Annotated in this window: 21 protein-coding genes; all 21 read right to left on the minus strand. The window is 66.5% G+C overall.

The window, feature by feature from the left end; all coding sequences use genetic code 11:
- Positions 1–12 precede the first annotated feature (12 nt).
- Positions 13–1,842, minus strand: a complete 1,830-nt coding sequence (locus tag TZ53_RS00890) for an SPOR domain-containing protein (RefSeq protein ID WP_044660128.1) — start codon at positions 1,840–1,842, stop codon at positions 13–15.
- A 123-nt stretch (positions 1,843–1,965) separates the two neighbouring features.
- Positions 1,966–3,435: a cell division protein FtsZ gene (gene ftsZ / locus TZ53_RS00895; protein ID WP_044660129.1), complete on the minus strand. Its 1,470-nt coding sequence runs from the start codon at positions 3,433–3,435 to the stop codon at positions 1,966–1,968.
- A 110-nt stretch (positions 3,436–3,545) separates the two neighbouring features.
- Entirely contained in the window at positions 3,546–4,832 is a 1,287-nt protein-coding gene (gene ftsA, locus TZ53_RS00900) for a cell division protein FtsA (protein WP_044660130.1), read from the minus strand.
- 6 nt (positions 4,833–4,838) lie between these two features.
- Positions 4,839–5,786 (minus strand): cell division protein FtsQ/DivIB, encoded by a 948-nt coding sequence (locus TZ53_RS00905; RefSeq protein ID WP_044660131.1) that lies wholly within the window; start codon positions 5,784–5,786, stop codon positions 4,839–4,841.
- A complete protein-coding gene (locus tag TZ53_RS00910; RefSeq protein ID WP_044660132.1) occupies positions 5,779–6,744 on the minus strand; it encodes a D-alanine--D-alanine ligase in 966 nt (321 codons plus the stop codon). The genes TZ53_RS00905 and TZ53_RS00910 overlap by 8 nt, the downstream gene beginning before the upstream one ends.
- Positions 6,741–7,661: a UDP-N-acetylmuramate dehydrogenase gene (gene murB / locus TZ53_RS00915; RefSeq protein WP_083199206.1), complete on the minus strand. Its 921-nt coding sequence runs from the start codon at positions 7,659–7,661 to the stop codon at positions 6,741–6,743. The genes TZ53_RS00910 and murB overlap by 4 nt, the downstream gene beginning before the upstream one ends.
- Positions 7,658–7,855: a hypothetical protein gene (locus TZ53_RS00920; RefSeq protein ID WP_025550630.1), complete on the minus strand. Its 198-nt coding sequence runs from the start codon at positions 7,853–7,855 to the stop codon at positions 7,658–7,660. Before TZ53_RS00920 ends, murB begins: the two co-directional genes overlap by 4 nt.
- Entirely contained in the window at positions 7,855–9,276 is a 1,422-nt protein-coding gene (gene murC, locus TZ53_RS00925) for a UDP-N-acetylmuramate--L-alanine ligase (RefSeq protein WP_044660134.1), read from the minus strand. Before murC ends, TZ53_RS00920 begins: the two co-directional genes overlap by 1 nt.
- Positions 9,277–9,334: 58 nt before the next feature.
- Positions 9,335–10,516 (minus strand): undecaprenyldiphospho-muramoylpentapeptide beta-N-acetylglucosaminyltransferase, encoded by a 1,182-nt coding sequence (murG, locus tag TZ53_RS00930; protein WP_025550628.1) that lies wholly within the window; start codon positions 10,514–10,516, stop codon positions 9,335–9,337.
- Entirely contained in the window at positions 10,513–11,715 is a 1,203-nt protein-coding gene (locus tag TZ53_RS00935; RefSeq protein ID WP_025550626.1) for an FtsW/RodA/SpoVE family cell cycle protein, read from the minus strand. Before TZ53_RS00935 ends, murG begins: the two co-directional genes overlap by 4 nt.
- Positions 11,716–11,741: 26 nt before the next feature.
- Positions 11,742–13,067: a UDP-N-acetylmuramoyl-L-alanine--D-glutamate ligase gene (gene murD / locus TZ53_RS00940; RefSeq protein ID WP_044660135.1), complete on the minus strand. Its 1,326-nt coding sequence runs from the start codon at positions 13,065–13,067 to the stop codon at positions 11,742–11,744.
- Between the two features lie 5 nt (positions 13,068–13,072).
- Entirely contained in the window at positions 13,073–14,146 is a 1,074-nt protein-coding gene (gene mraY, locus TZ53_RS00945) for a phospho-N-acetylmuramoyl-pentapeptide-transferase (protein WP_025550622.1), read from the minus strand.
- On the minus strand, positions 14,146–15,522 hold the full coding sequence (locus tag TZ53_RS00950) for a UDP-N-acetylmuramoyl-tripeptide--D-alanyl-D-alanine ligase (protein ID WP_044660136.1): 1,377 nt from the start codon (positions 15,520–15,522) through the stop codon (positions 14,146–14,148). Before TZ53_RS00950 ends, mraY begins: the two co-directional genes overlap by 1 nt.
- Complete coding sequence (locus TZ53_RS00955; protein ID WP_044660137.1) at positions 15,519–16,961, minus strand: UDP-N-acetylmuramoyl-L-alanyl-D-glutamate--2,6-diaminopimelate ligase; 1,443 nt, start codon at positions 16,959–16,961, stop codon at positions 15,519–15,521. The genes TZ53_RS00950 and TZ53_RS00955 overlap by 4 nt, the downstream gene beginning before the upstream one ends.
- Positions 16,961–18,661 (minus strand): peptidoglycan D,D-transpeptidase FtsI family protein, encoded by a 1,701-nt coding sequence (locus tag TZ53_RS00960; RefSeq protein ID WP_044660138.1) that lies wholly within the window; start codon positions 18,659–18,661, stop codon positions 16,961–16,963. The genes TZ53_RS00955 and TZ53_RS00960 overlap by 1 nt, the downstream gene beginning before the upstream one ends.
- Complete coding sequence (locus tag TZ53_RS00965) at positions 18,662–19,315, minus strand: hypothetical protein (protein ID WP_025550614.1); 654 nt, start codon at positions 19,313–19,315, stop codon at positions 18,662–18,664.
- The gene (rsmH, locus tag TZ53_RS00970; protein ID WP_044660139.1) at positions 19,312–20,292 is read right to left on the minus strand and encodes a 16S rRNA (cytosine(1402)-N(4))-methyltransferase RsmH; all 981 of its coding nucleotides are present in this window, start codon (positions 20,290–20,292) and stop codon (positions 19,312–19,314) included. Before rsmH ends, TZ53_RS00965 begins: the two co-directional genes overlap by 4 nt.
- The gene (locus TZ53_RS00975) at positions 20,289–20,786 is read right to left on the minus strand and encodes a division/cell wall cluster transcriptional repressor MraZ (protein WP_044660140.1); all 498 of its coding nucleotides are present in this window, start codon (positions 20,784–20,786) and stop codon (positions 20,289–20,291) included. Before TZ53_RS00975 ends, rsmH begins: the two co-directional genes overlap by 4 nt.
- A 185-nt stretch (positions 20,787–20,971) precedes the next feature.
- A complete protein-coding gene (locus tag TZ53_RS00980; protein ID WP_229742382.1) occupies positions 20,972–22,246 on the minus strand; it encodes a Gldg family protein in 1,275 nt (424 codons plus the stop codon).
- 43 nt (positions 22,247–22,289) lie between these two features.
- A complete protein-coding gene (locus TZ53_RS00985) occupies positions 22,290–22,595 on the minus strand; it encodes a hypothetical protein (RefSeq protein ID WP_044660141.1) in 306 nt (101 codons plus the stop codon).
- Positions 22,596–22,636: 41 nt separating this feature from the next.
- Complete coding sequence (locus TZ53_RS00990; RefSeq protein WP_044662761.1) at positions 22,637–23,632, minus strand: cysteine synthase A; 996 nt, start codon at positions 23,630–23,632, stop codon at positions 22,637–22,639.
- Between the last annotated feature and the right edge of the window lie 118 nt (positions 23,633–23,750).

The raw sequence follows: 23,750 nt of genomic DNA on the forward strand, positions 1-23,750 counted from the left end.
TGGGAAATCGCCCTATTTCGCCGGAAGCCGCTCAACCACTTCCCCGGCATCGCTTTTCCAGGCGAACACGTCCGCGCCCGCCGCCTTCAGCTTGTCCTCCAGCGCCCTGGCCCGCGTGAAGCTGCTGAACGGCCCGACAAGCAGGCGATTGGTGCGGCCCCAGCTCGCCACCCAGGCGTCCTGCGGTTCGAGCGAGTCATATTTCTTGCGCAATCCCTTCATGGTGAAGGCCAGTGCGCCCTTGTTCGCACCCGTACCGACCTGAAGCCAGTTGCGCGAGGGATTGGCGGCAAGGCGGGCCTTTTCCTCGGCCGCCTTCTTCTTTTCCTCAGCCAGTTGCCTGGCCTTGGCATCCGCTTCGGCCTTCGCCTTGGCGGCGGCGGCCTTCTTCGCCTTTTCCGCGGCAGCGGCGGCGGATGCCTCCCGCTCGGCGCGGCGGGCGGCCTGGATCCGGGCGACCTCCGACAGGTCGACCGCGACGACGCTCGACTGGCGTTCGGATTCCGGCACATCGATGGCGTGGATGATGTCCGCCAGCGAATGGGTGACGGCCGGATCGATCTGCTGCTGCTGCGGCGCAGGCGTTGCGGTTGGTGGCGGAGCAGCCGGCTGAGCCGACGGCGCGTCCACCCCGCCCTGTGGCGGGCTGGATGTGGGGGGCGCCGATGCCTGCGCCAGCGTGATCGCGTTGAGCTGGCTCGGCGGCGGGCTGGCGGGCGCCGGGCTTTGCGCCGGGACGGATTCGAAGCCGGGCGCCGGCGGGCCCTGCACATTGGAGGTGGCGGGAGCGGCGGCGGAGGCGGCAGCTTGCGGCGCGCGCTGCGGCGGAGGCGGCGTCTGGGTCTGGGTCTGGGTCTGTGGAATGGTGGAGGTGGGAACGGGCTGGCTTGGCGCTGGCGCGTTACGGGCCGGCGCTTCGGCCTGCGCAAGCCTCGTGGCGGTTTCGGTGCGGCGCGAACGACGATCCTGCTGCGCGGATCGGGCCGGCGGCGGCGTCCGGGCGGCGGGTTGGCTGGCCGGCGGTGCGGCAGGCGTGGCGGCCGCGAAAGCGGGCGGCGTGGGCGTGATGGCGGCGACGGTCGAACCGACATTGGCCGGGAAATGCCCGAAATGCACCGCCGCCGCCTTCTGGGCAGCGGTCAGATAGGGCATTTTCTGCATATAGGGCAGGATCGCCGTGGCAAGCTGCGACGGCATGGTCTGCTCCGCGATCTTCCTGGCGTCGGCCTGTCGGTTGTTCATCGCCAGGATGAACGCCCGGTAGCGCCAGGCCGCCCGGTCGCTCTTGTAGAGCAGCGGTTTCAGCACTCGTTCCGCCGCATCGACCTGACCGGAAATGCCAAGCGAGGCGGCATAGCGGTGGGTGAGTTCGACATCGTCCGGTGTCCGCTGGAGCGCCGCCTGATAGTCGCGCTGCGCGCCCGCCTGATCGCCGGTCATGTCCTTGGCAAGGCCCCGGTCGGACAGCAGGGTCGCTTCGGGAAAGCCCAGCCGCGTCGCCTGATCGAACAGGCGCAGCGCTTCGGCGGGGTTCTGGTTCTTCAGCATGACGCGGCCAAGGCCCGCCTTCACCTTGCCGTTGTTCGGCGCCAGCGTGTCGGCCCGGGCAAAGAAACCCGCCGCCGCCCGCGCGTCGTCCATGTCCAGCGCAGCCTCGCCCGCGCCGATCAGCGCCGTCACGTCACGCGGATTGGACGCCAGCCGCGCCAGATGATTGTTGAGGTTTTCCGCGCTGGAGGGACGCATCGCCTGCACCTGGGCGGGCTGCGCCAGAACCGGTTGCGCCAGCGCGGTGCCCGCTAGAAGCAGTCCGCGGAGAATCCATATGTCATAACGTCTCACAGACAGCCCTTTAGCGGATGGAGGCGGGACAAGGGAATATGTCGAAAGAAAAAGCGCGCCCGGTTGCCCATGGCAGCCGATGGCGCGCTTGTCAGTATGCCCCGGGGCGAACCCCGCGGCCGATTACTGGTTGCTCTGACGGTTCAGGAAACGCGGAATGTCGGGCGTCGGCGCGCCCTCATCGCTGGCGGCGGCGCCCTTGTCGGCGCCGCGGGTCAGGCCCGCCATCCGCTCGAACAGCGTGCCACCGGTGGCGACGCGCGGCGCGGCCTGCGGCGCCGGAGCGGGCTGAGCCGGCGCTTCTTCGGCCGCATCCTCACCCAGCAGCAACTCGTCCTGCGAAGGGTCTTCATCCGAAAACACTGCGGCGGGACGCTGCGGACTGAAAGGCGCAGGCTTCGCCGCCGCCGGCGCTGCGGCAGGCGGGGTCAGCGGAGCCGGGGCCGGCGCGGCGGGCACGTCGAGTTCCAGCGTTTCAGGCTCGGCTTCCGGCGCGGGCGCAGGAGCCGCGACCGGAGCCGGCGCAGGCTGCGGCGCGGGCTTGGGCGCGGCGGCGGTCGGCACCGCGACCGCCGGACGGCTGGCGAAGCTGAACGGCTGGGTCAGCGGCGCGGCATTGGCTCCCGCATCGCTGTCGATGCCGGTGGCGACCACCGATACGCGGATCTTGCCGTTCAGATTGTCGTTGAAGGCCGAACCCCAGATGATGTTCGCATCGGGATCGACCAGTTCGCGGATGTGGTTGGCGGCCTCGTCCACTTCCATCAGGCGCATGTCGTCGCCGCCCACGATGGAGACGATCACGCCCTTGGCGCCACGCATCGACACGCCGTCCAGCAGCGGATTGGCGATGGCCTTTTCAGCAGCCTGCAGAGCGCGGCCGTCGCCTTCGGCTTCACCGGTGCCCATCATCGCCTTGCCCATTTCGCCCATCACGGAACGGACGTCCGCGAAGTCGAGGTTGATGAGGCCCGGCATGACCATCAGGTCGGTGATGCCGCGCACGCCCTGCTGCAGCACCTCGTCCGCCATCTGGAAGGCTTCCTTGAAGGTGGTGTTCGGGTTGGCGATCAGGAACAGATTCTGGTTCGGGATGACGATGAGGGTATCGACATGCTTCTGCAGTTCCTCGATGCCCGCCTCCGCCGACTTCATGCGGCGATTGCCCTCGAAGGTGAAGGGCTTGGTCACCACGCCGACGGTCAGGATGCCGCGGTCGCGGGCGGCCTTGGCAATGACCGGCGCGGCGCCGGTGCCGGTGCCGCCGCCCATGCCGGCGGCGATGAAGCACATATGCGCGCCGTCCAGCGCCTGCTCGACCGAGGCGATGGTCTCTTCAGCGGCGGCCTTGCCGATTTCAGGGCGAGAGCCGGCGCCCAGCCCTTCGGTGATCTGCGGGCCAAGCTGGATGCGCCGTTCCGCGGGCGAGGCATTCAGCGCCTGCGCGTCGGTATTGGCGACGATGAAATCCACGCCCTCGACGGAGGCGGCGATCATGTTCGCGATGGCGTTGCCGCCCGCGCCGCCGACGCCGATCACCGCGATGCGTGGCTTCAACTCGTCCACATGCGGCGGGCTGATTTCAATGCTCATAAATTCTAGCTCCCTCCAGCTTCGGTGACGTGAGCGAAACTGTCATCGAAGGTTAATGCAACAGATGATGGCGTATTTCACCAGTAAAATTCGTCTGACCTGTGTTTATTTCAATAGTTCGTCTTCATCGCCTTCACCATTCTGTGCCACCATGCTGGCGCGCCGATACGATGAACGGTCTGGGGAGCGGGCGCTATCGTTCTAAGATCAACCGGGTTCGAAGCGCCGTAAAGCGCAAGTCCGGCCAGCGTCGCGAAGGCCGGGCCGCTATGCGCCTCCGGCATGGCGGCCAGGCCGCGCGGCCGTCCGATCCGCACCGCGCGGCCCAGCGCGCCCTGGGCATAGTCGGCAATGCCCTTCATTTCCGCGCCGCCGCCAGTCAGCACGACCTGCCGTCCGGTAGGCGTGTTGAAGCCCATGCCGGCGAGCGCCGCATTCACCTCCACCATGATCTGGTTCAACCGTTCGCAGATCACCGCCACCAAAGCGGCGCGGGTGATCTTGCCGCCATCGGCATTGGGGCCGGCGCTCTGCCCCGGAATGGCGACGTCGCCATGGGGCGCGGCGATCTCTATCATGTCGCGGAAGTCGCGGCGGTTCTGCATCGCGGACCCATAGAAGCATTTGATCCGCTCCGCCTGGCTGCGGCGGATGCCGAAGGCGGAGGCGATGTCGTCCGTGATGTCGGACGCGCCGATCGGAATGCTGTGCAGCCCGACCAGCATGCCGCCTGCATAGAGCGAGACATTGGTCACGCCAGCGCCCAGTTCGACCAGCGCCACGCCCAGGTCCCGCTCCTCTTCCGACAGGCACGCGAGGCCTGTGGCAATGGGGGAAGCCACGATGGAGTTGACGTTCAGATAAGCGCCGCGCACGCAGAGGTCGAGATTGGCGAGCGGCGCCCCGTCTGCCAGCACGACATGGATGTCGACGCCCAGCAGGTCCGCATGCATGCCTAGCGGCTTCTTCACCGGCACGCGGCCGTTGATGGTGAAACAGGTCGGCTGGGCATGCAGAACCACGCGCCCGTCCGGATCGATCCCCTGCTGGCCGGTGGTCAGAAGGTCATCGATGTCCGCCTGTTCGACGCGATAGCCGCCCATGTCGCGCTCGACCGTGACGACATCGCTGACCAGCGAGCCGCCGGAGAAGCTGACCCACACATCCTCGATATTCGTGCCCGCGACGCGTTCCGCCTGTTCCACGGTTTCCCGGACGGCGAGTTCGGTCCGCTCCATGTCCGCGATGAAGCCGCGCCGCACGCCCCGGCTTTCGCGCTGGCCGGTGCCCAGGATCGCCAGTTCGCCATTTTCGGTGCGCCCCGCGATCAGCGCGGACACCTTCCACGATCCGATGTCGATCGCGGTGACGAACTTCTCGACCTTGGGTTGAGCCATGGGGGTTCAGCCTTCCTCGCCCTTGGCGGGCGCTTCGGCGCTCGCATCGGGCTTGTCGCCGGACGAACCGCTTCCCTGGCCCTGCGGCAGGCGCAGCACGAAACGGTCGGGATCGCGCATGTCGAACTTGACGATGCCCCGGCCCAGCAGGCGGTTCACCCCGTCCATCCGCGCGAAATTGACCAGCGCCGTGGCCGACGGCTTGTCGCCTTCGGGCAGGGAAAGCGTCTCCCCCGACTGAAAGCGCAAGTCCCAGCGCCGGTTCCCGACCCAGGTGGCGCCCGCCAGCATGGGTTTGAGCGCGGGCGCATTTTCCATCAGCCTGTTGAGGCCCGCGGTCTGGAGATTGGCGTTGGGACCGACCACCAGCGGCAGGTCCGGCATCGCCCCGGCGGACACCGATTGCAGCACCACGCCGGCCACGTCGATCAGGTGAAGCTGTCCATCATGCTGCCACACCGCGACAGGATCGCGTTCGACGATGTCGACCACCAGCGTATCGGGCAGGCGGCGGGAAATGCGCGCATCCTTGACCCAGCCGAGCTTCAGCATGTCGGCCCGCACCTTGGGCAGGTCGAGCGAAAGCATGGACCGGCTCACCTGGCCCAGGGCGATATTGTAGATGGGCAGTTCGTCCATCCGCTCGACGCCGCGCACTTCGACCTTCTCGACTTCGAAACCGGCCTGGGCGGCAAGTTCGGACGCCTTCTGCCCGGCCATGGCGGGAACGCCCATCAGCATGGCGATGCCGACCAGCGCCGCCAGCACGATGCCGACGATGGTCCAGCTCGCCATGCGCTGGAGCGTTTCCTCGCTCACCGGCAGCAGGTCGATCAGGCCGTCGATCCAGCTCCGCTGCTTGACCGAACGCCCTCGCCCCCCGCTGCGGCCGCGCGCGCCGGTCGTTCGCGTCAGCCGCGCCGTTCCGCCACGCCGGATGCGTGCTTCAGCCATGCTTCGCCCCCCCATTGGCTGCAATTCGGGCGCCGTTCAGCGCGTCCTCGACTATACGCTCCACCAGCTCGGCATAGTCAATGCCCAGCCTCGCCGCCTGTTCGGGCACGAGACTGAGCGGCGTCATGCCCGGCTGGGTGTTCACTTCCAGCAGGAACAGCCCGTCGACCCCCTGTTCATCGTCCCAACGGAAATCGGCGCGCGACGCCCCCTTGCAGCCCAGCAACCGATGCGCGCGCAACGCGATTGCCTTGCAGGCTTCGCTGATCTCCTGCGGAATATCGGCGGGACACACATGCTCGGTCATGCCGTCGGTATATTTGGCGTCGAAATCGTAGAAGCCGCTTTTCGGGCGCAATTCCGTGACCAGCAGCGCTTCGTCGCCCAGCACGGCGGTCGTGAGTTCCCGGCCGCGAATATAGGGCTCGGCCAGCAATTCCTCGAAATGCAGCCACGGTCCCTCGACATCCCGGCCGATGGGCGATCCATAATTGCCGTCCCGGGTCACGATGGCGACGCCGACCGAACTGCCCTCATTGACCGGCTTCACCACATAGGGGCGCGGCAGGGGATCGCCCTCGAACAGGCTTTCGCTGGGCACGATATGGCCGCCGGGCATGGGGATGCCATGGGGCACCAGCGCCTGCTTGGTAAGCTGCTTGTCGATCGCGATGACCGAGGTGGCGAGGCCGGAATGGGTGTAGGTGAGGCCCATCAGGTCCATCATGCCCTGCACCGTGCCATCCTCGCCGGGCACGCCGTGAAGGGCGTTGAACACGACATCGGGCCTGGCCTCCGCAAGGCGCAGCGCGACGTCGCGGTCCATGTCGATCCGCGTAACCCTGTGGCCGCGCGATTCCAGCGCCTTGGCGACGCCCTCGCCCGACGAAAGCGAAACGGGCCGTTCGGCGGACCAGCCCCCCATCAGGACGGCAACATGCCAGGGGCCACGAGTCATGTATCTGTTCCTTCAACCAGCTGAACGCCCACCCTTTGAATTTCCCATTCGAGGTCAATGCCGCTCTTTTCCTTCACCCGGCGGCGCACCTCCTCGCCCAGCGCCTCTATATCCGCGCTGGTCGCATCGCCCAGGTTGAGGAGGAAATTGGTGTGCTTTTCCGAAACCTGCGCGCCCCCCCGTTGGAGCCCCCGGCACCCGGCCTCATCCACCAGCTGCCAGGCCTTGTGACCGGCCGGGTTCTTGAAGGTGGACCCTCCGGTCTTGCTGCGGAGCGGCTGGCTTTCCTCGCGGGCGGTCGCGATGCGGTCCATCTCCGCCTGGATGGCCGCGGGCTCGCCGGGAAAGCCCCGGAAAACCGCGCTCACCACGACAGCGCCGTCGGGAAGAGTGCTGTGGCGGTAAGTGTAGCCCAATGCATCGACCGGCAATGTCACCCGCTCGCCGGACCGCAGCAAAACCTCGCATTCCACAAGAATATCGCAGGTCTCACGACCATAGGCGCCCCCGTTCATCCTTACGAAGCCGCCGACCGTGCCCGGAATGGAGCGCAGGAATTCAAGCCCGGCGATCCCTGCATCCCGCGCGGTCGATGAAACGAGGATGCCCGAGGCCCCTCCCCCGCAGCGCAGGCTGGTCGCATCGACCTGCTCCACCTTGGCAAAGGGCTTGCCAAGACGCACCACAACGCCCGGAACGCCGCCGTCCCGCACGATCAGGTTGGAACCGAGCCCCAGCGCCATCACCGGGATCGCCGGGTCCAGCCGGGTGAGGAAATCGGAAAGATCGTCCGCGTCCTTCGGCTCGAACAGCCATTGCGCGACGCCGCCCGCCTTGAACCAGACGAGCGGTGCCAACGGCGCATCGGCCTTGAGCGAACCGCGAACCGGAGGAAGGGACGTTGCCGCCAGCGTCAATCGCGCATCCCCCAAAGCCGCATCCAGCCCTTCATCGCCTTCATGCCCGCCTCGCCCGCGCGGGTCGCGGCGAGGCCCGCATCCACATTGCGCTGGGCGGCGTCGACCATCTGCTGCGCCGCTTCGACGCCCTGCATCTGGATGTCGATCATCCGCTTCTGCATTTCCAGCCCGACATTGAGCAGTTCGAACATCAGGCGGCTTCCCTCTCCGCAACGGCGGAGGCCAACCCCGCCGCCCATTTGGTAATGTCGCCCGCGCCCAGGCAGATGATCATGTCATCCGCCTGCACATCGGCGGCGACCAGGCGGGCAAGATCGTCCGCGCCCTCGACCGTCGCGGCGTTGCGATGGCCCCGGCGCTTGAGGCCCGCGACCAGTTCCGCGCTGTCCACGCCCTCGATCGGCTGCTCGCCGGCTGGATAGACCGGGGCGGCATAGACGATGTCGGCATCGTTGAAGGCCTGCTGGAACTCGTCCATCAGGTCGCGCAGGCGGGTGAAGCGATGCGGTTGGACCACGGCGATGACCCGGCCTTTCGCCCCTTCGCGGGCGGCAGCCAGCACCGCCTTGATCTCGACCGGATGGTGGCCGTAATCGTCGATCACCGTCGCGGCGCCGCCACCGACCGCGATTTCCCCGACCTTGGTGAAGCGCCGCTTGACGCCGCCGAACTTGGCGAAGCCGGTCTGGATCGTCGCGTCATCGATGCCCATCTGCAACGCCACGCCGATCGCCGCCATGGCGTTCAGCACATTGTGGCGGCCCGGCATCGGCATTTCGATGCCCTCGATCCGGCGGAGCGAACCGTCGCGTTCCCGGATCTGCACGTCAAAGCGGTTGCCGCCGGGAATCGGCTGCACATTTTCGCCGCGAATATCGGCCTGGGCGGAGAAGCCATAGGTGACGATGCGCCGGTCCTGCACGCGCGGCAGGATCGCCTGCACCTCCGGATGGTCGAGGCACAGCATCGCCGCGCCGTAGAAAGGCACATTCTCGACGAACTCGACAAAGGCGTCCTTCACCTTGTCGAAACTGCCATAATGGTCGAGATGCTCGGGATCGATATTGGTGACGACCGCCAGCGTGCCGTCCAGGCGCAGGAAGCTGCCGTCACTCTCGTCGGCTTCTACCACCATCCATTCGCTGTTGCCGAGGCGGGCGTTGGAGCCGTAGCTGTTGATGATGCCGCCATTGATGACGGTCGGGTCCACCCCGCCCGCATCCAGCAACGCCGCGACCATCGATGTGGTCGTGGTCTTGCCGTGCGTGCCCGCGACCGCGACGGTCGATTTGAGGCGCATCAGTTCCGCCAGCATTTCGGCCCGGCGGATGACGGGGACGCGGCGCTCCAGCGCCAGATCGACCTCCGGATTGCCCTTCTTGATCGCGGTGGAGGTCACGACCACGGCGGCATCGCCCAGATTTTCGGCCTTGTGGCCGATCATCACGGGGATGCCCTTCTTGCGCAGCCCCTCGACCACATAGCCTTCGGCGACGTCGCTGCCCTGAACCCTGTAGCCCAGATTATGCATCACCTCAGCGATGCCGGACATGCCGATGCCGCCGATGCCGATGAAATGGATCGTGCCGATGTCGGTGCCGACACCCTTCATGCGTGGGATTCCTTGCTGACAGAATAGAGAGAGCCGTTGGGGGAGAGTTTGGCGTTCTTCATGCAGGAACACCCTGCAAATTGAGGCTGGTGGGCGTCGGGCCGACACGCAGCGGGTCATTGATGATGGGCGCCGGGCCAATGCTTTCCAGCAGATCGGCCATGTCGCGGGCCGCATTCGGGCGACCGCAGGCGCGGGCGCGCTTGGCCGCATTCTGGAGCGCGCCGGGTTCCAGCGCCATCTTCTGCATCTGCTTGGCAAGTTCCACAGCCGTGAAGCGCGCCTGCGGAATGGTGCGGGCGCCGCCGGCCTCGGTCATCTCGCGGGCATTGGCGGTCTGATGGTCGTCCATCGCGCTCGGCAGCGGTATCAGGATCGCCGGACGCCCCGCACAGGTCAGTTCCGCCAGCGTCGAAGCGCCCGCCCGCGCGATGACAAGGTGCGACCAGCCCAGTTTTTCCGGGACATCGTTGAAATAGGTCGCCAGGTCCGCCGGGATTTCCAGATCGGCATAGAGCCGGCGCACCCGCTCAATATCCTCCGCCCGGCATTGCTGCGTCACCTGCAGGCGCCGGCGCAGGCTGAGCGGCAGCATGCCCAGGCCATCGGGCACGACGCTGGAAAGGATCGTCGCCCCCTGGCTGCCGCCGATGACCAGCACACGGAATACGCTCTCGTCGGTCAGCGCGGGAAAATCCTCCTCGCGAAGCTGCTTCACCTCCTCGCGCACCGGATTGCCGACGAGGTGGACCTTGCCGGCATATCTGTCCTTGAGCCGCTCGACATCCGGATAGGCGGTCGCGATGGCATCCACCCGTCCCGCCAGATAGCGGTTCACCCGGCCAAGCACGGCATTCTGTTCGTGAATGGCGGTCGGAATGCCATCGGCCAGCGCGCCCAGCAACGCGGGCATGGCCGGATAGCCGCCAAAACCCACAACGGCCGTCGGGCGGAACGTCTCGTTCAGACGCCGCGCCATCGCCCGGCCCGCCAAAATCGCCTTCAACGCGCCCGGCCAGCTTCTGGGATTCCGGGTCATCCGCCCGGCGGGCATGACATGGACCTGTGCCCGGTTGTCAGGCGCCTTGTCGAAAATGCCAGGTATCTTGGCGCCGCGCTCATCCGTCACCAGCGCGACATGATGGCCGCGCAGCATCAGCTCTTCAGCAACGGCATGCGCCGGAATCATATGACCACCCGTCCCGCCGGCGGCGAGGACGAAGTGTCGGGAAATGCTCATCGACCACTCCATTTGACGACCGTGTGCCGACCCATGAAGGGGTTGCGCCGCGTGAATGCGAGCAACAGGCCGACGCCGATACAAAGCGCCAGCATAGAGGAGCCGCCATAGCTGATAAAGGGCAGCGTCATGCCCTTGGACGGAAATATCTGGGCGTTGACGCCCATGTTGATGATCGCCTGAAGCCCGAACTGGGTGGTGAGGCCCGCCGCGGCGAGAATGGTGAAATTATCGTCCTCGTCCAGCATGCGCAGGAACACCCGCACGACGATGGCCAGATAGACGCAGGCGATGCCGATGCAGGCGAGCAGGCCGAACTCTTCCCCGATGACCGAGAAGATATAGTCGGTATGCGCTTCGGGCAGGCGGAACTTGTTCTGCCCGCCGCCCGGCCCGACGCCCAGGAAGCCGCCATGGGTGATGGTGCGGAAGGCCAGTTCGGTCTGGTCCGGCCCGACATCCTGCGCAACGCCGATGCCCAGGAAGTCGTTGATGCGCTGACGTCCGTTCTCATAGAACATGTACATCAGCACCAGCCCGCCAAGCCCCGCGCCCGCCATCCCGCCGATGAAGCGCATGGACACCCCCGACAGCAGCAGCAGGCCGCCCCAGCAGGCGAGGAAGATCACCGTCTGGCCGAAGTCCGGCTGCTTCATCAGGATCGCCGCGATCAGCAGCGTCAGCACGCCGGTCAGCGGGATCACGGGCAGCGTCATGTCCTTGCCGCGCAGCGACAGCAACCAGGCCATGGTGACGACATAGACGGGCTTGAGGAATTCCGATGGCTGGAACCGGAAACCCGGCAGGTCGATCCAGCGCTTGGCGCCGTTCACCACCGAACCCAGCACCGGCACCAGCAGCAGCGCCACGGCAAAGACGATGCACAGGATAAAGGCCAGCCGGCGCGCCTGCGTCCGGGGCAGCATGGAGATCACCAGCATGATCGGCAGGCCGATGAACACCCACATCAACTGGCGGTAGAAATAGATGAGCGGCGTCACCGAAACCGTGCTGGTCGACCGGTCGATCGCCGCCACCGGGGAGGCCGCCGCCACGGCGACCAGCCCGATCGCCATCAGCGCGACGATCAGCGACAGCAGCACGCGGTCGATTTCCCAGAACCAGATGGCCAGCGCCGTACGCTCACGCGGGACGGTGCGGTTCCTGAACTCCTTTACAAGATCGCCTGCCCTCGACATGCCCCCCAAAGCTCCTCCGATTCCCTTTATTCCAGCGCGGCGACGGCAGCGGCGAAGGCATCGCCCCTCGCCTCGAAATCGCGGAACTGGTCGAAACTCGCGCAGGCTGGCGACAGCAGCACCACGTCACCCGGCTGCGCCACCCGCGCAGCGCGGCGAACGGCGGCCGATAGCATTTCCGAATCGTCCACCGCCATATGCGGGCGCAACAGCTCAGCGAACATGGGGCCCGCTTCGCCGATGGTATAGGCCTGGGCCACATTGGCGAACCAGGGCGCGCACTCGTCCAGATTGTCGGTCTTGGCCAGGCCGCCGACGATCCAGTGCAGCCGCTTGCGGCCATCGACCGGCGGATAGGCGGCCAGCGCCGGCGCGGTCGAGGCGGCGTTGGTCGCCTTGCTGTCGTTGACGTAGAGGACGCCGTTCAGTTCCCGCACCCGCTGCATCCGGTGGGGAAGGCTGGCATAGCTTTGCAGGCCCTGTTCGATTGTCGCTTCGCCGATGCCCAGCGCGCGGGCGACCGCGATGGCGACGGCGGCGTTCTGGGCGTTATGCGGGCCTTGCAATGCGGGCCAGCCGGCCTGAGCGGAGGGAGCGATGTCGCTCGATCGCACCTCCACAACCCCGTCATTCCCGCCTTGCCGGGAATGACGGACGGAATGGAATATCCCCCGGCTCGGCTCATCTTCCGTCGCGATTACCGCGGCATGCCCGGCCGACTGCATCGCAAACAGCCGCGCCTTGGAGGCTACATAGCCTTCAAAGCCATTATAACGGTCGAGATGATCCGGCGTGATGTTGAGCAGCACCGCCACGTCGCAATCCAGGCTGCCCGTCAGGTCGATCTGGTAGCTCGACAGTTCCAGCACATAGACGCCGCCCTCCGGCAACGGGTCCTGTCCCATGATCGGCAGCCCGATATTGCCGCCCATCCGCGTGGGAATGCCCGCCGTCTCGACGATATGATGGACCAGAGCGGTCGTGGTGGACTTGCCGTTGGTTCCGGTGATCCCCACCACCCGATGCCTGGGCAGGCTGGGCCGGGCGAGCGCGAACAGCTCTATGTCGCCAATGACCGGCACCCCCGCGAGCTTCGCATGCATGGCGATGGGGTGCTTGTTGAGCGGCACGCCGGGCGACACCACCACGCCGTCGAAGCCCTTGAGGTCGATTTCGGTGGGATCGGCCAACTCCGCCTTGCCCTTAACGGAGGCGCGCGCCTCGTCCCGGCTGTCCCATGCCACGACCTCAGCCCCGCTCGCCGCCAGGCACTCGACCGTGGCGAGGCCGGACCGCGCCAACCCCAGCACCGCATATTTCCTGCCTGCAAAGACGTCGGAAACGATCCCCATGGCGCTCACCGCAGCTTCAGCGTGGCGAGGCCTGCCAGCGCCAGCACGAAGGAAATGATCCAGAAGCGGATCACGACGGTCGGCTCGGCCCAGCCCAATTGTTCGAAATGATGGTGGATCGGCGCCATCTTGAACACGCGCTTGCCGGTGCGCTTGTAGAAGAAGACCTGGATGATGACGGACATCGCCTCCACCACGAACAGCCCGCCGATCACGCCCAGCACGATCTCATGATGCGCGGTGACGGCGATCACGCCGATCGTGCCGCCGAGCGCCAGGCTGCCGGTGTCGCCCATGAAGACGGCGGCGGGCGGCGCGTTGAACCAGAGGAAGGCGAGGCCCGCCCCGATGATCGCGCCGCACAATATGGTGAGGTTGCCCGCCCCCGGCACATGCGGAATGCCAAGATAGCCCGCAAAGTCGGCGCGCCCGACCAGATAGACGATGGCCATGAACGCCATGCAGGCGATGATGACCGGCATCGTCGCAAGCCCGTCCAGACCGTCGGTCAGGTTCACCGCATTGCCGAACGCCACGATCACGAAGGCCGCGAAGAGGAAGTAGAACGGCCCCAGTTCGATCGCCGGACCGTTGTAGAAGGGCACGTACAGCGCGGTATTGCCATGCTGGCTGACGATCAGCCACGCCGCGAAACCGGCGATCAGGAACTCGAAGGCCAGGCGCATCTTGCCCGAAAGCCCCTTGTGGCTGGCTTTCGTCACCTTGTCATAATCATCGAGGAAACCGATGGCGCCGAAACCCAGCGTCACGAACAGGCAGGCCCAGACATAGATGGAGGAAAGGTCCATCCACAGCAGCACCGACGACACCATGGACGTCAGGATCATGAGGCCGCCCATGGTCGGCGTGCCGCGCTTGGCGAGGTGCGTCTGCGGACCGTCGTCGCGGATCGGCTGCCCCTTGCCCTGCCGCACGCGCAGCCATCCGATGAAGCGCGGCCCGATCAGCAGGCCGATGATGAGCGCGGTCGCGATCGCCGCGCCCGCCCGGAAGCTCAAATAGCGGATGAGGTTGAACACACCCGCGAAATCCATGGTCTGGGCAAGCCAGTAGAGCATCAGTTCTTTGCTTCCTGTAGCGCGGCGACGAGGCGCGAGAGGCCGATGCCGTTCGATCCCTTCACCAGGACCGCATCGCCCGCGCGTATTTCATGTCGAATGAGGTCGGTGGCGCTGGCTGCGTCGGATACATGGTCGAAGGCGATGACGCCGCCCAGCGCTTGCGCCAGCGGCTCCATCTCCTCGCCCACCAGCACCGCATAATCCACCTGGCCCGCCGTCAGCGGTTCGACCAGCCCGGCATGCAATTCGCGGCTGCGGTCGCCCAGTTCGCGCATCCCGCCCAGCACGGCAATGCGGCGCTCCGCCTGCTCCCGGCCCAATTGCCTGAGCGTCGCCGTCATGCTCAACGGATTGGCGTTATAGCTTTCGTCGATCAGCAACGCCTCGCCGCCCTCGACAGGCAGGATGCTCCGCTGACCCCGACCCGGAAGGCCCGGCATTTCCGCCAGCGCCAGTCCCGCCGCCGCCAGATCGCCGCCCAGCGCCTCCACCGTCGCCAGCACCGCCAGAGCGTTGGAAACCCAATGTTCGCCCGGAGCCCCCACGGTGAAGCACAGTTCGACGCCCGGCAGCGCCGCCGTGACCAGCGTGCCGCCGCCCACCGCAGGCACGGTTTCGCGGGCGCGGACATCGGCCTCCGGATCGAAGCCGAAGGTCAGGATTCGTGCCGCATGCTTCTCCGCCTTGGCATAAAGGGTCGCGACATGCGGGCTGTCATAGGGGATGACCGCCGTGCCGCCCGGCTCCAGCCCCTCGAAAATCTCGGCCTTGGCCTCCGCGATCTTCTCCTCGGTGCCGAAAAATTCGATATGGGCCGGCGCGATGGCGGTGACGATGGCGACATGCGGCCGCACCTGCCGGGTCAGCGCCGCCAGCTCGCCGGCATGGTTCATGCCCATTTCGAACACGCCAAAGGCGGATTCGCGCGGCATGCGCGACAGGCTCAGCGGCACGCCGACATGATTGTTGTAGCTCTTGACGGAGCGGTGGACCTCCCCCGGACAGATGCGGTCGAGCGCATGGAACAGCGCCTCCTTGGTGCCGGTCTTGCCCACCGATCCGGTGACGCCGACCACCTTGCCCTGCATCCGCGCGCGGGAGGCGCGACCAAGATCCTCCAGCGCCGCCGCGCTGTCGGGCACCAGCACATGCGGCTGCGCGATCGGCTGGCTGACGATGGCGCCCGCCGCGCCCTGACCGAACGCCTTGTCGACGAAGCGATGGCCATCCGTGGCCTCGCCCTTCATCGCGACGAACAGGTCGCCGCCCGTCACTTCGCGGCTGTCGAACGCCACGCCAGAAACGGCGAAGGGCGCCGAAGCGACGCCCCCCGTGGCCTGCGCAATCTCTTCGGAGGTCCAGAGTGCGCTCATCCGGCGCATTCCCGCGCCACGGTCACATCGTCGAAGGGCAGCACCCGGTCCCCGATGATCTGGCCCTGCTCATGCCCCTTGCCTGCCAGGAGGACAATGTCGTCCGCGCCTGCCTGAGCGATGGCGGCGGCGATGGCGGCACGGCGACCACCAATCTCCTCCGCGCCCGGCGCGCCCGCCATGACGGCGGCGCGGATGGCGGAGGGCTCCTCCGAACGCGGATTGTCGTCGGTGACGATCACATGGTCGGCAAGGTCCGCCGCCACCTTGCCCATTTGCGGCCGCTTGCCCGCGTCGCGATCCCCGCCCGCGCCGAACAGCGCGATCAGCCGACCCCGCGTATGCGGCCGCAGCGCCTCGATGGCGGCACGCAACCCGTCGGGCGTATGGGCATAGTCGACATAGACCGGCGCGCCCGTCCTGGTGATGACGGCCCGCTCCAGCCGCCCGCGCACGGGCTGCACCCGGCCCAGCAGTTCCAGCACCTTGCCCGCATCCTCGCCGCCGGCAATCACCAGACCGGCGGCGGTGAGCGCATTGGCCGCCTGATAGGCGCCGATCAGCGGCAGGTTGACCTTGTGGCTTTTGCCTTCAACCTCGACGTCCAGCGTCTGGCCCAACTGGGTCGGGGTGCGGTTGGCAAGGCGCAATGCCTGCCCCTGCACCCCGACGCTCAGCACACGAAGCCCCCGCTTCGTAGCCCGCTGGATAACCTTTTCCGACCATGCGTCATCGGCCCAGACGACCGCCGCGCCCTGCGGCTCGACCACCTCGTCGAACAGCCGCATCTTGGCATCGAAATAGCTGTCCATGTCGCCATGATAATCGAGATGATCCCGCGACAGGTTGGTGAAGGCGGCTGCGGACACGGGCAGTCCTTCAGTGCGATATTGCGCCAGCCCGTGGCTCGACGCCTCGAACGCGGCATGGGTGATGCCCTCGCGCTTCAGGCCCGACATGTTGGCGAGGAAGGTCACGATGTCCGGCGTGGTGAGCCCGGTGGAAACCTGATCCACGGAGGTGGTCACGCCCAGGGTGCCGATGGAGGCGGATTTATGCCCCAGCATCCGCCAGAGCTGCCGGGTCAGTTCGACGGTGGAGGTCTTGCCGTTGGTCCCGGTGACGGCAACGGTCACCTCCGGAAACGGCGCGAAATAGCGCGCGGCAAGCTGCGCGAACAGGCGGCGGGGGTTGTCCGAGGCGATATGGATCGCGCCGTCCACCCGCGCCTCCGGCCGGGCGACGACCGCCACTGCCCCTGCCTGCACGGCGGCGGGAATGAAGTCCTCGCCATTGACCCGTGCTCCCTGGAAGGCCCCGAACACCGTGCCCGGCGCGACCTTCCGGTTATCGATCGCGAAGCCCGATACCGGCAGGTCCAGCGACGCGCCTGTATCGAGCTTCGCATCCAGCCCCTCGATAAGCGACCCGAGGCGCATTATTCTTTCTCCTTGTCGCCGTGCAGCAGCGGCATGAGGTCGGAAATGTCGACGTCGCGCCGCTCGTCGGGCAGCACGCCCAGCATCGGCCCGGTGCGTTCCACCACCCGCTTCACGACCGGCGCCGCCGTCCAGGCGGCCGTGCGCAGGCCATATTGACCCGTCGCCTCGTCCATGGTGACGAGGACCACATAGCGCGGATTGTCCATGGGAAAGGCAGAAGCGAAAGTCGTCACCAGCGAAGTCTTGTTATACCGGCCCTCTTGGGGCTTTTCGGCGGAACCCGTCTTGCCGCCCACCCGGTATCCCTTGGCGTCGGCGCTGCGACCTGTACCCGCCGCCACGATCATGCGCAACAGTTGGCGCATGCGCGCGCTGGTCGCGGCGGAGAAGACGCGGCGGCCCTCCGGCACCTCGTCCGCCTTCAATTTGCGCAGGGTAGCGGGCCGCCACAGTCCGCCGTTCACCAACGCCGCATAAGCCGAAGCGAGATGCAAAGGCGTTACGGCGATGCCATGGCCATAGGAAACGGTCAGCGTCGTGATGCGCCCCCAATTGGCCGGCCAGAGCGTGCCTGCCCGTTCATTGAGCTCGATCGGCGCGCGCTGATCGAAGTGCAATTCCCGGAAAAGATGCTGCAAAGGCTCCGCGCCCATCTGGTCGGCGATCCGCGCCGTACCGATGTTGGAACTGTGCACCAGGATTTCCGGCACGTTGATCCAGCGGCCGAGCGGATGGTCGTCCTTGATCCGGAAGCCCGCAATGGCGAGCGGCGCCGTCGCGTCATAGGTCTTCGACATGGAAGTGACGACGCCGCGATCCATCGCCGCGGCAATGGACAGCGGCTTGAACGCCGATCCCAGTTCATAGCGCGCCTGCACCATATGATTGCAGAGCGGCGATTCGCTGCAACTCTTGCCCGCATAATTTTGCAGCTTGTTGGGATCGAACACGGGGATTGACGCCATGGCGATCACCTCGCCGGTATTGGCGTCCAGTATCACGCCGCCCGCCCCCTTTGCGCGGGTCTGGACGAGCTGCGCGTACAGCTCGCTTTCCAGCGCGCCCTGCACGCGGCTGTCGATGGACATGGCGAAGGGCTGGCCGCGCAGCGCCGCATCGGTCAGCCGGTCGTTGAACGCCGCTTCCACGCCCATGCCGCCCTTGCCGTCCGTATTGGGCGCAAAGCCCATCACATGCGCCGCCAAGGTGCGCTGCGGATAGAGCCGCTCCTTCTCGCGCGGGAATTCGATGCCGATCTCGCCCAGGGCGTTCACGGCCGCCACCTCTTCCGGCAACGCGCGACGGCGCAGATAGGCCCAGCCGCGCCCGGTCAACTTCTTGTGGAAGGCGGCTTCCGGTTCGTCGGGGAATATCTCATGGAGCTTGCGGGCCAGTTCGGACGGGTCGCCGATCAGCCGCGAAGGCCGCACCGCAATCGAATAGGCATCCATGGTGCGCGCCAGCGGCACGCCGTTGCGGTCGACAATGTCGGCCCGCGCAGGAAGGCCGCCCATCGCGTCGCCGCCCCGCCCGTTGCCGGCGAAGACCCCCACCCAGGTCAGGCGCAGGATCAATACCGCCGTGATCACCATGAACAGGATCAGCAGCAACATCAGCCGGTTATGCGCGATCGCCGTCAGGTCGACGCGCTGCTTGCCCGCTCTCGCGCCGCCCGGCTGAACGATGATCGTCGCCATCTAGCGATCCCCCTTGGCGCGCTCGCGCTTCGCCTTGGCGCTGATGTCCCCCAGCGTGCTGTCGTCGAGCAGCTTCGCGTCCAGCATCGCCATCCGCTCCGCGCGGCGGGCGACGGGATTGGGCTTCGTCGTGTCGGCGTCCTCCTTCGCCTTTTCCTTGGGCGTCTTGACGGGCGGCGCCTTGGCGATCTTGTCGACATTGTCCGCCGCATGCGCCTCCCGGATCACGGCGATGTCGCTGCGGATCTGGGTCGGCGCGGGGCTGGCGGGCGCGGCCTGCGGCGCCGACGGCAGATCGGCGGGCGTCTGCACCATCGCCACCATCACCGGCGGCGCGACATAATCGGGCCCGTTGGGCTGCACCCCGTCGAGATGCGCCAGCGCCCGCTCGCCCGCCAGATATTGCTGGGCGGTGGGCGTCGCATACATGAAGTCGTCCTGGTTCCAGCGCTCAAGCTGCCGCATGTTCGCCCGCGCGCTGAACTCGGTCTCCAGATAGCGGATGTCGGCCTTCGCCCGCGCGATCTGCGCCCGCACCTTCATCAACTCATTACGCTCGGTCGCGACCTTGAGCGACACCAGATAAGCGCCCAGCGCCCCCAGCGCGACCAGAAGGATCCAGATCAGGCTCTGCAATCTCTTGACCGCGATCATGAGCGGGGTTTCCTGTCTTGGGTTCGGCGGGGGGAAACAGGGGCGGACGTGCGAACGGCGCTGCGCAACGTGGCGGATCGGGAGCGGGGGTTGCGCGCCAGTTCCGCCATGCCGGGCCGCACCGCCTTGGCTGGCCTTTCGAAAGTCGGCGCGGGACCGGACTGGAGTTGGGGCAAATGGCGCGATCCGCTCGCCTCGCTGCCGCTGCGGTTGCGCAGGAACTGCTTGACGATGCGGTCCTCCAGGCTGTGGAAGGTGACGACCGCCAGCCGGCCGCCTTCCTCCAGCATCGCCTCGGCCGCTTCCAGCCCCCGCTCCAGCTCCTCCAGCTCGCGATTCACATGGATGCGGATCGCCTGGAAGGTGCGGGTGGCGGGGTCCTTCTTGTTATGCGGCTTGTGGCCAAGCGCCTTGCGCACGACGCCGGCAAGCTGCCCGGTACGCTCCAGCGGCCGCGCCTCGACGATCGCCTTCGCCACGCGGCGCGAGCGGGGTTCCTCGCCATAGCGATAGAGGATGTCGGCAATCTCCTGCTCGGGGGCATTGTTCAGGAAATCGGCGGCGCTCATCCCGCTCCGGCTCATCGTCATGTCGAGCGGCCCGTCGCCCTGAAAGGAAAAGCCCCGCTCCAGCCGGTCGAGCTGCATGGACGAAACGCCGATGTCCAGCGTGACGCCGGAAACCGATGTCACGCCCCGGTCCGCCAGCAGTTGCTCCATCCGCGAAAATTCGCCCGCGATCAGGGTGATGCCCTTTTCGTCGGCCAGCGCCTGCCCTTCGCGAATCGCGTCGGGATCGCGGTCGAAGGCGAAGACCCTCGCCCCCTTGTCCGCCATGGCGCCCGAATAGCCGCCCGCGCCGAACGTGCCGTCGACATGGACCTCGCCGGGGTTGATGGCGAGGGCGTCGAGCACTTCGTCGATGAGCACCGGAATATGGCGCTCGGGGTCCTTGGCATGATCGGCGGAAGCGCTCACCTGGCCCCTCCAGCCGTCCGCTGGTCCAGCCAGCGGCAAACCTTGTTGCGGATCAGTTCCGGCCGGTCCTTGCTGTCGACTAGCGTTTCCGGCTTCCAGATCTGGATGTAGCGACCCACGCCGTAGAAGAAGACGGCGTCGGTGATGCCATATTCCTCCTTGATGTCGGGATGCATGGCGAAGCGGCCGCCGTCATCGAAATTGACCTCCTCGATCGTGCCGAGGCGGCGCTCCAGTTCCAGATCGGCATCATAGTCGCGCCCCGCGGCGCGCGCTTCGCGGGCCAGTTCCTCGACTTCGGTGAACAGATGACGGCGGTGCGATTCGCCAAAGCCCGTGGCGCAGGGGTTGCCGCCATGGACCGAGAGGAAAAGCCGGGTTTCATTGCCGCTGGACAGCTTGACCTGCCGGCGCATCTCCAGGGGCAGCACGAAACGGCCCTTGCCGTCCGCGACGCTGAATGCGTTGCCCGTATAGAGAATGACTTCCGACACTTTTGGACTGCTGCCCCTCTGTTCCCGGGGCGCAGGCTATCGCCAGCCGGATTCGCGCAGAGACGAACCGGCTCACAGGACTAGCAAAGCCTGACAAACCCCTATGGCTTTCAAATACCAAGCCACGGGGTGCAAGAAAAGGGATATTTTGGGAAAAGCCGGGAAATCCTGTTTTGTTCTGGTAATTAACCCTCTTTAAATGGCGTTGGCCGGGCAGGACGTGGCGAAGAAAGGTCCAAGGGAGCCGCCCCGCGCCGCCGGAAAAACACGGTTCCCAAGGCCGCCCAGAAAATCCCGACGAGGACAGCCCAGCGAACGGCGTTGACCAGCGCGTCACCCGACCGGACCCAGCGCCGCCCTGCCGGAAGCGTGGCGCCCAAAGCTTCCGCCACGAACTGCGGGGTATCGGCGGTCCATTGTCCGGGCTCCAACGACGCGGCGGCATCCGCGAGCCAGAGCCTGTCGTCGATCAGATCGGCATCCGCGACGATGGTTGCGCTGCCCTTCCCCACCATGCAGCGTGCCACCAACCCCCGCCCCACGATGCGGCACTTCGGCCCCGCATCCTCGAAACCGGAGGCGGAATAGACGGTCAACACCCGCCCATCGCCCAGAAAATGACGCTTTTCGCCCGCGCTGGGGGGCGTCAGCCTGACGCCCCAATATTCGATCATCGCCGCGAGCAAGGTGACGGCCGGCGGTCGCCGCCGGTCGCCCAACGGCAGGTCCATCGGCCAACGCAGTTCCGGATCGGCCAGGACCAGCGCCTTGCCGCCCCGGCTGATCCATCCGTTCAACGCGACCAGTTCATCCATCGAAAAAGCCCGCGGCTGGACCAGGAGGAGCGTCTTGGCAGGGCTGTTTTCCAGAGCGAGCGGCGAATCGAGCGGGCTCAGGTCGAATCGCTGGCGGAGGACGGTGACGATGGGCGCATCCACCTGGGCGCCATCGCGCCAGAACAGCGGCAGTCCGGTGATGATGGACAATTTGGGAGGATGAGGCGCGCGCTGAACAGCCGGCTCCTGAGCCAGCCAGCACGCCGCGAGAGCCAGCAAGGCCAGGCCCATCGCAGCAATCCGCCCTGCTCCTGCGAAGGCACGAACCCAGTCCCGCCATTTGGACCGGGCGGTCGCGAGCCATTCGTCTCTCTCGAGCGCCTTGGTGGGAATACGGAACATCAATCCCGCAAACATGGCCGCCAGCACCACCGCAAGCAACCAAAGCACGGGCAGCAAAGCCGGCACGCGCCAAGCCGCCAGAAACGCGCAGGACAGCACCGCCCCAACCGTTCCCAGCCCGGCCCACCACGCCGCCCCGTCCCCCAGCCGCCCCTTCAGCACAGCGGCCATCGGGATCGACAGCAATGCCGGAACCATCCAGCCCCGAGGATCGACCTGCCCGGTCCGCAGCAGCGCGGGCAACCCGCCGAGCAGCACCAGGAGCCCGGGCAGAGCCAGCATCACAAATGTCCGAAGCGCAGCCTTCAAGCCGAACCCGCCAGCATCAGCGCGAAGCCGGCGGAATCTCGCGATCCATGGGTTTCTTGAGATTGGGGTCGGGTTGCAGGTCCGGCACGATCGGCGCCTGCTCCGGCGCGGGCTGCACGCCCAGTTCCGCCAGCGGCTCCTTGGGCGATACCGCATTCACGTCCAGCGTGGGCACGGTCGGCGGCGGCACCGTCGGATCGTCTATCCGCGCCTTGTCGATCACGATATTCGCCAGACCCACGAGCAACACCACGCCCGCCAGCCCGGTGAGGCCAATCTGGACACGCTGCAACCCTTCCTGTTGGCGGGGTGTTTCAGCCATGAAGCGCTCTTTTTTATCGCCGCCGCGACCTGTGTCGGCGGTCAACGAGTTTGCGCGAGCCAGGGGAAGACAGTCAAGCCCTTCAATTCCAGCCATTCGCGATTATAAAGCGTTGAAAGATAACGGAATCCGGTATCGCACAGGATCGTGACGATCCGCTTGCCGGGCCCAAGACGCTTCGCCAGCGCCACCGCGCCCGCGACATTGATGCCCGACGACAGGCCCAGGCACAGCCCTTCCTCGGCCAGCAGACGCCGTACCCAGAGCAGCCCTTCCTCATCGGAAATGCGAAACTGGGTATCGATCGGCGCGCCCTCCAGATTGGCGGTGATGCGTCCCTGCCCGATGCCCTCGGCCACCGAAGACCCCTCCGCCTTCAGCTCGCCATGGGCATAATAATTGTAAAGCGCCGCGCCATGCGGATCGCTGAGCGCGATGGTGATATTCTCGTCATGCGCCTTCAGGCCCAGCCCGACGCCAGCGATCGTCCCGCCCGTCCCCGCCGCGCAGGTGAAGCCGTCGATCTGCCCGTCCATCTGGGTCCAGATTTCTTCGGCGGTGCCAATGATATGCGCCTTGCGGTTGGCGATATTATCGAACTGGTTGGCCCAGATCGCACCTTCCGTCTCTTCCGCCAGGCGGCGGGAGGTGTGGACGAAATGGCCGGGATTGGAATAGGGCGCCGCCGGCACCGTCACCAGCTCTGCGCCCAGCGCGCGCAGCGTGTCCATCTTCTCTCGGCTTTGCGTCTCCGGCATGACGATGATCGTCCGATAGCCCTTGGCGTTGGCGACCAGCGCCAGCCCGATGCCGGTATTTCCCGCCGTCCCCTCGACGATGGTGCCGCCGGGCTTCAACAGCCCCTTTTCCTCCGCATCGTTGACGATGAACAGCGCCGCGCGATCCTTTACCGAAGCGCCGGGATTGGCGAATTCGCATTTGGCGTAAATGTCGCAACCCGTCTCTTCCGAAGGGCCGGCAAGGCGCACCAACGGCGTGTTGCCAATCAGGGCGAGACTATCTTTCTGAACCAGCATGGCTTCCGCATAGCGGACCAGATACGCGCTTGCCAAGCAACGGATTGATGGCCGCGCGAAAGTCGGGATTGTCGCTGGACTCGTTAAGCTTTGCACCCTCCACCGTCTCAGAGCGGGA

Source organism: Sphingobium sp. YBL2 (genome assembly GCF_000943805.1).
Classification (GTDB): Bacteria; Pseudomonadota; Alphaproteobacteria; order Sphingomonadales; family Sphingomonadaceae; genus Sphingobium; species Sphingobium fuliginis.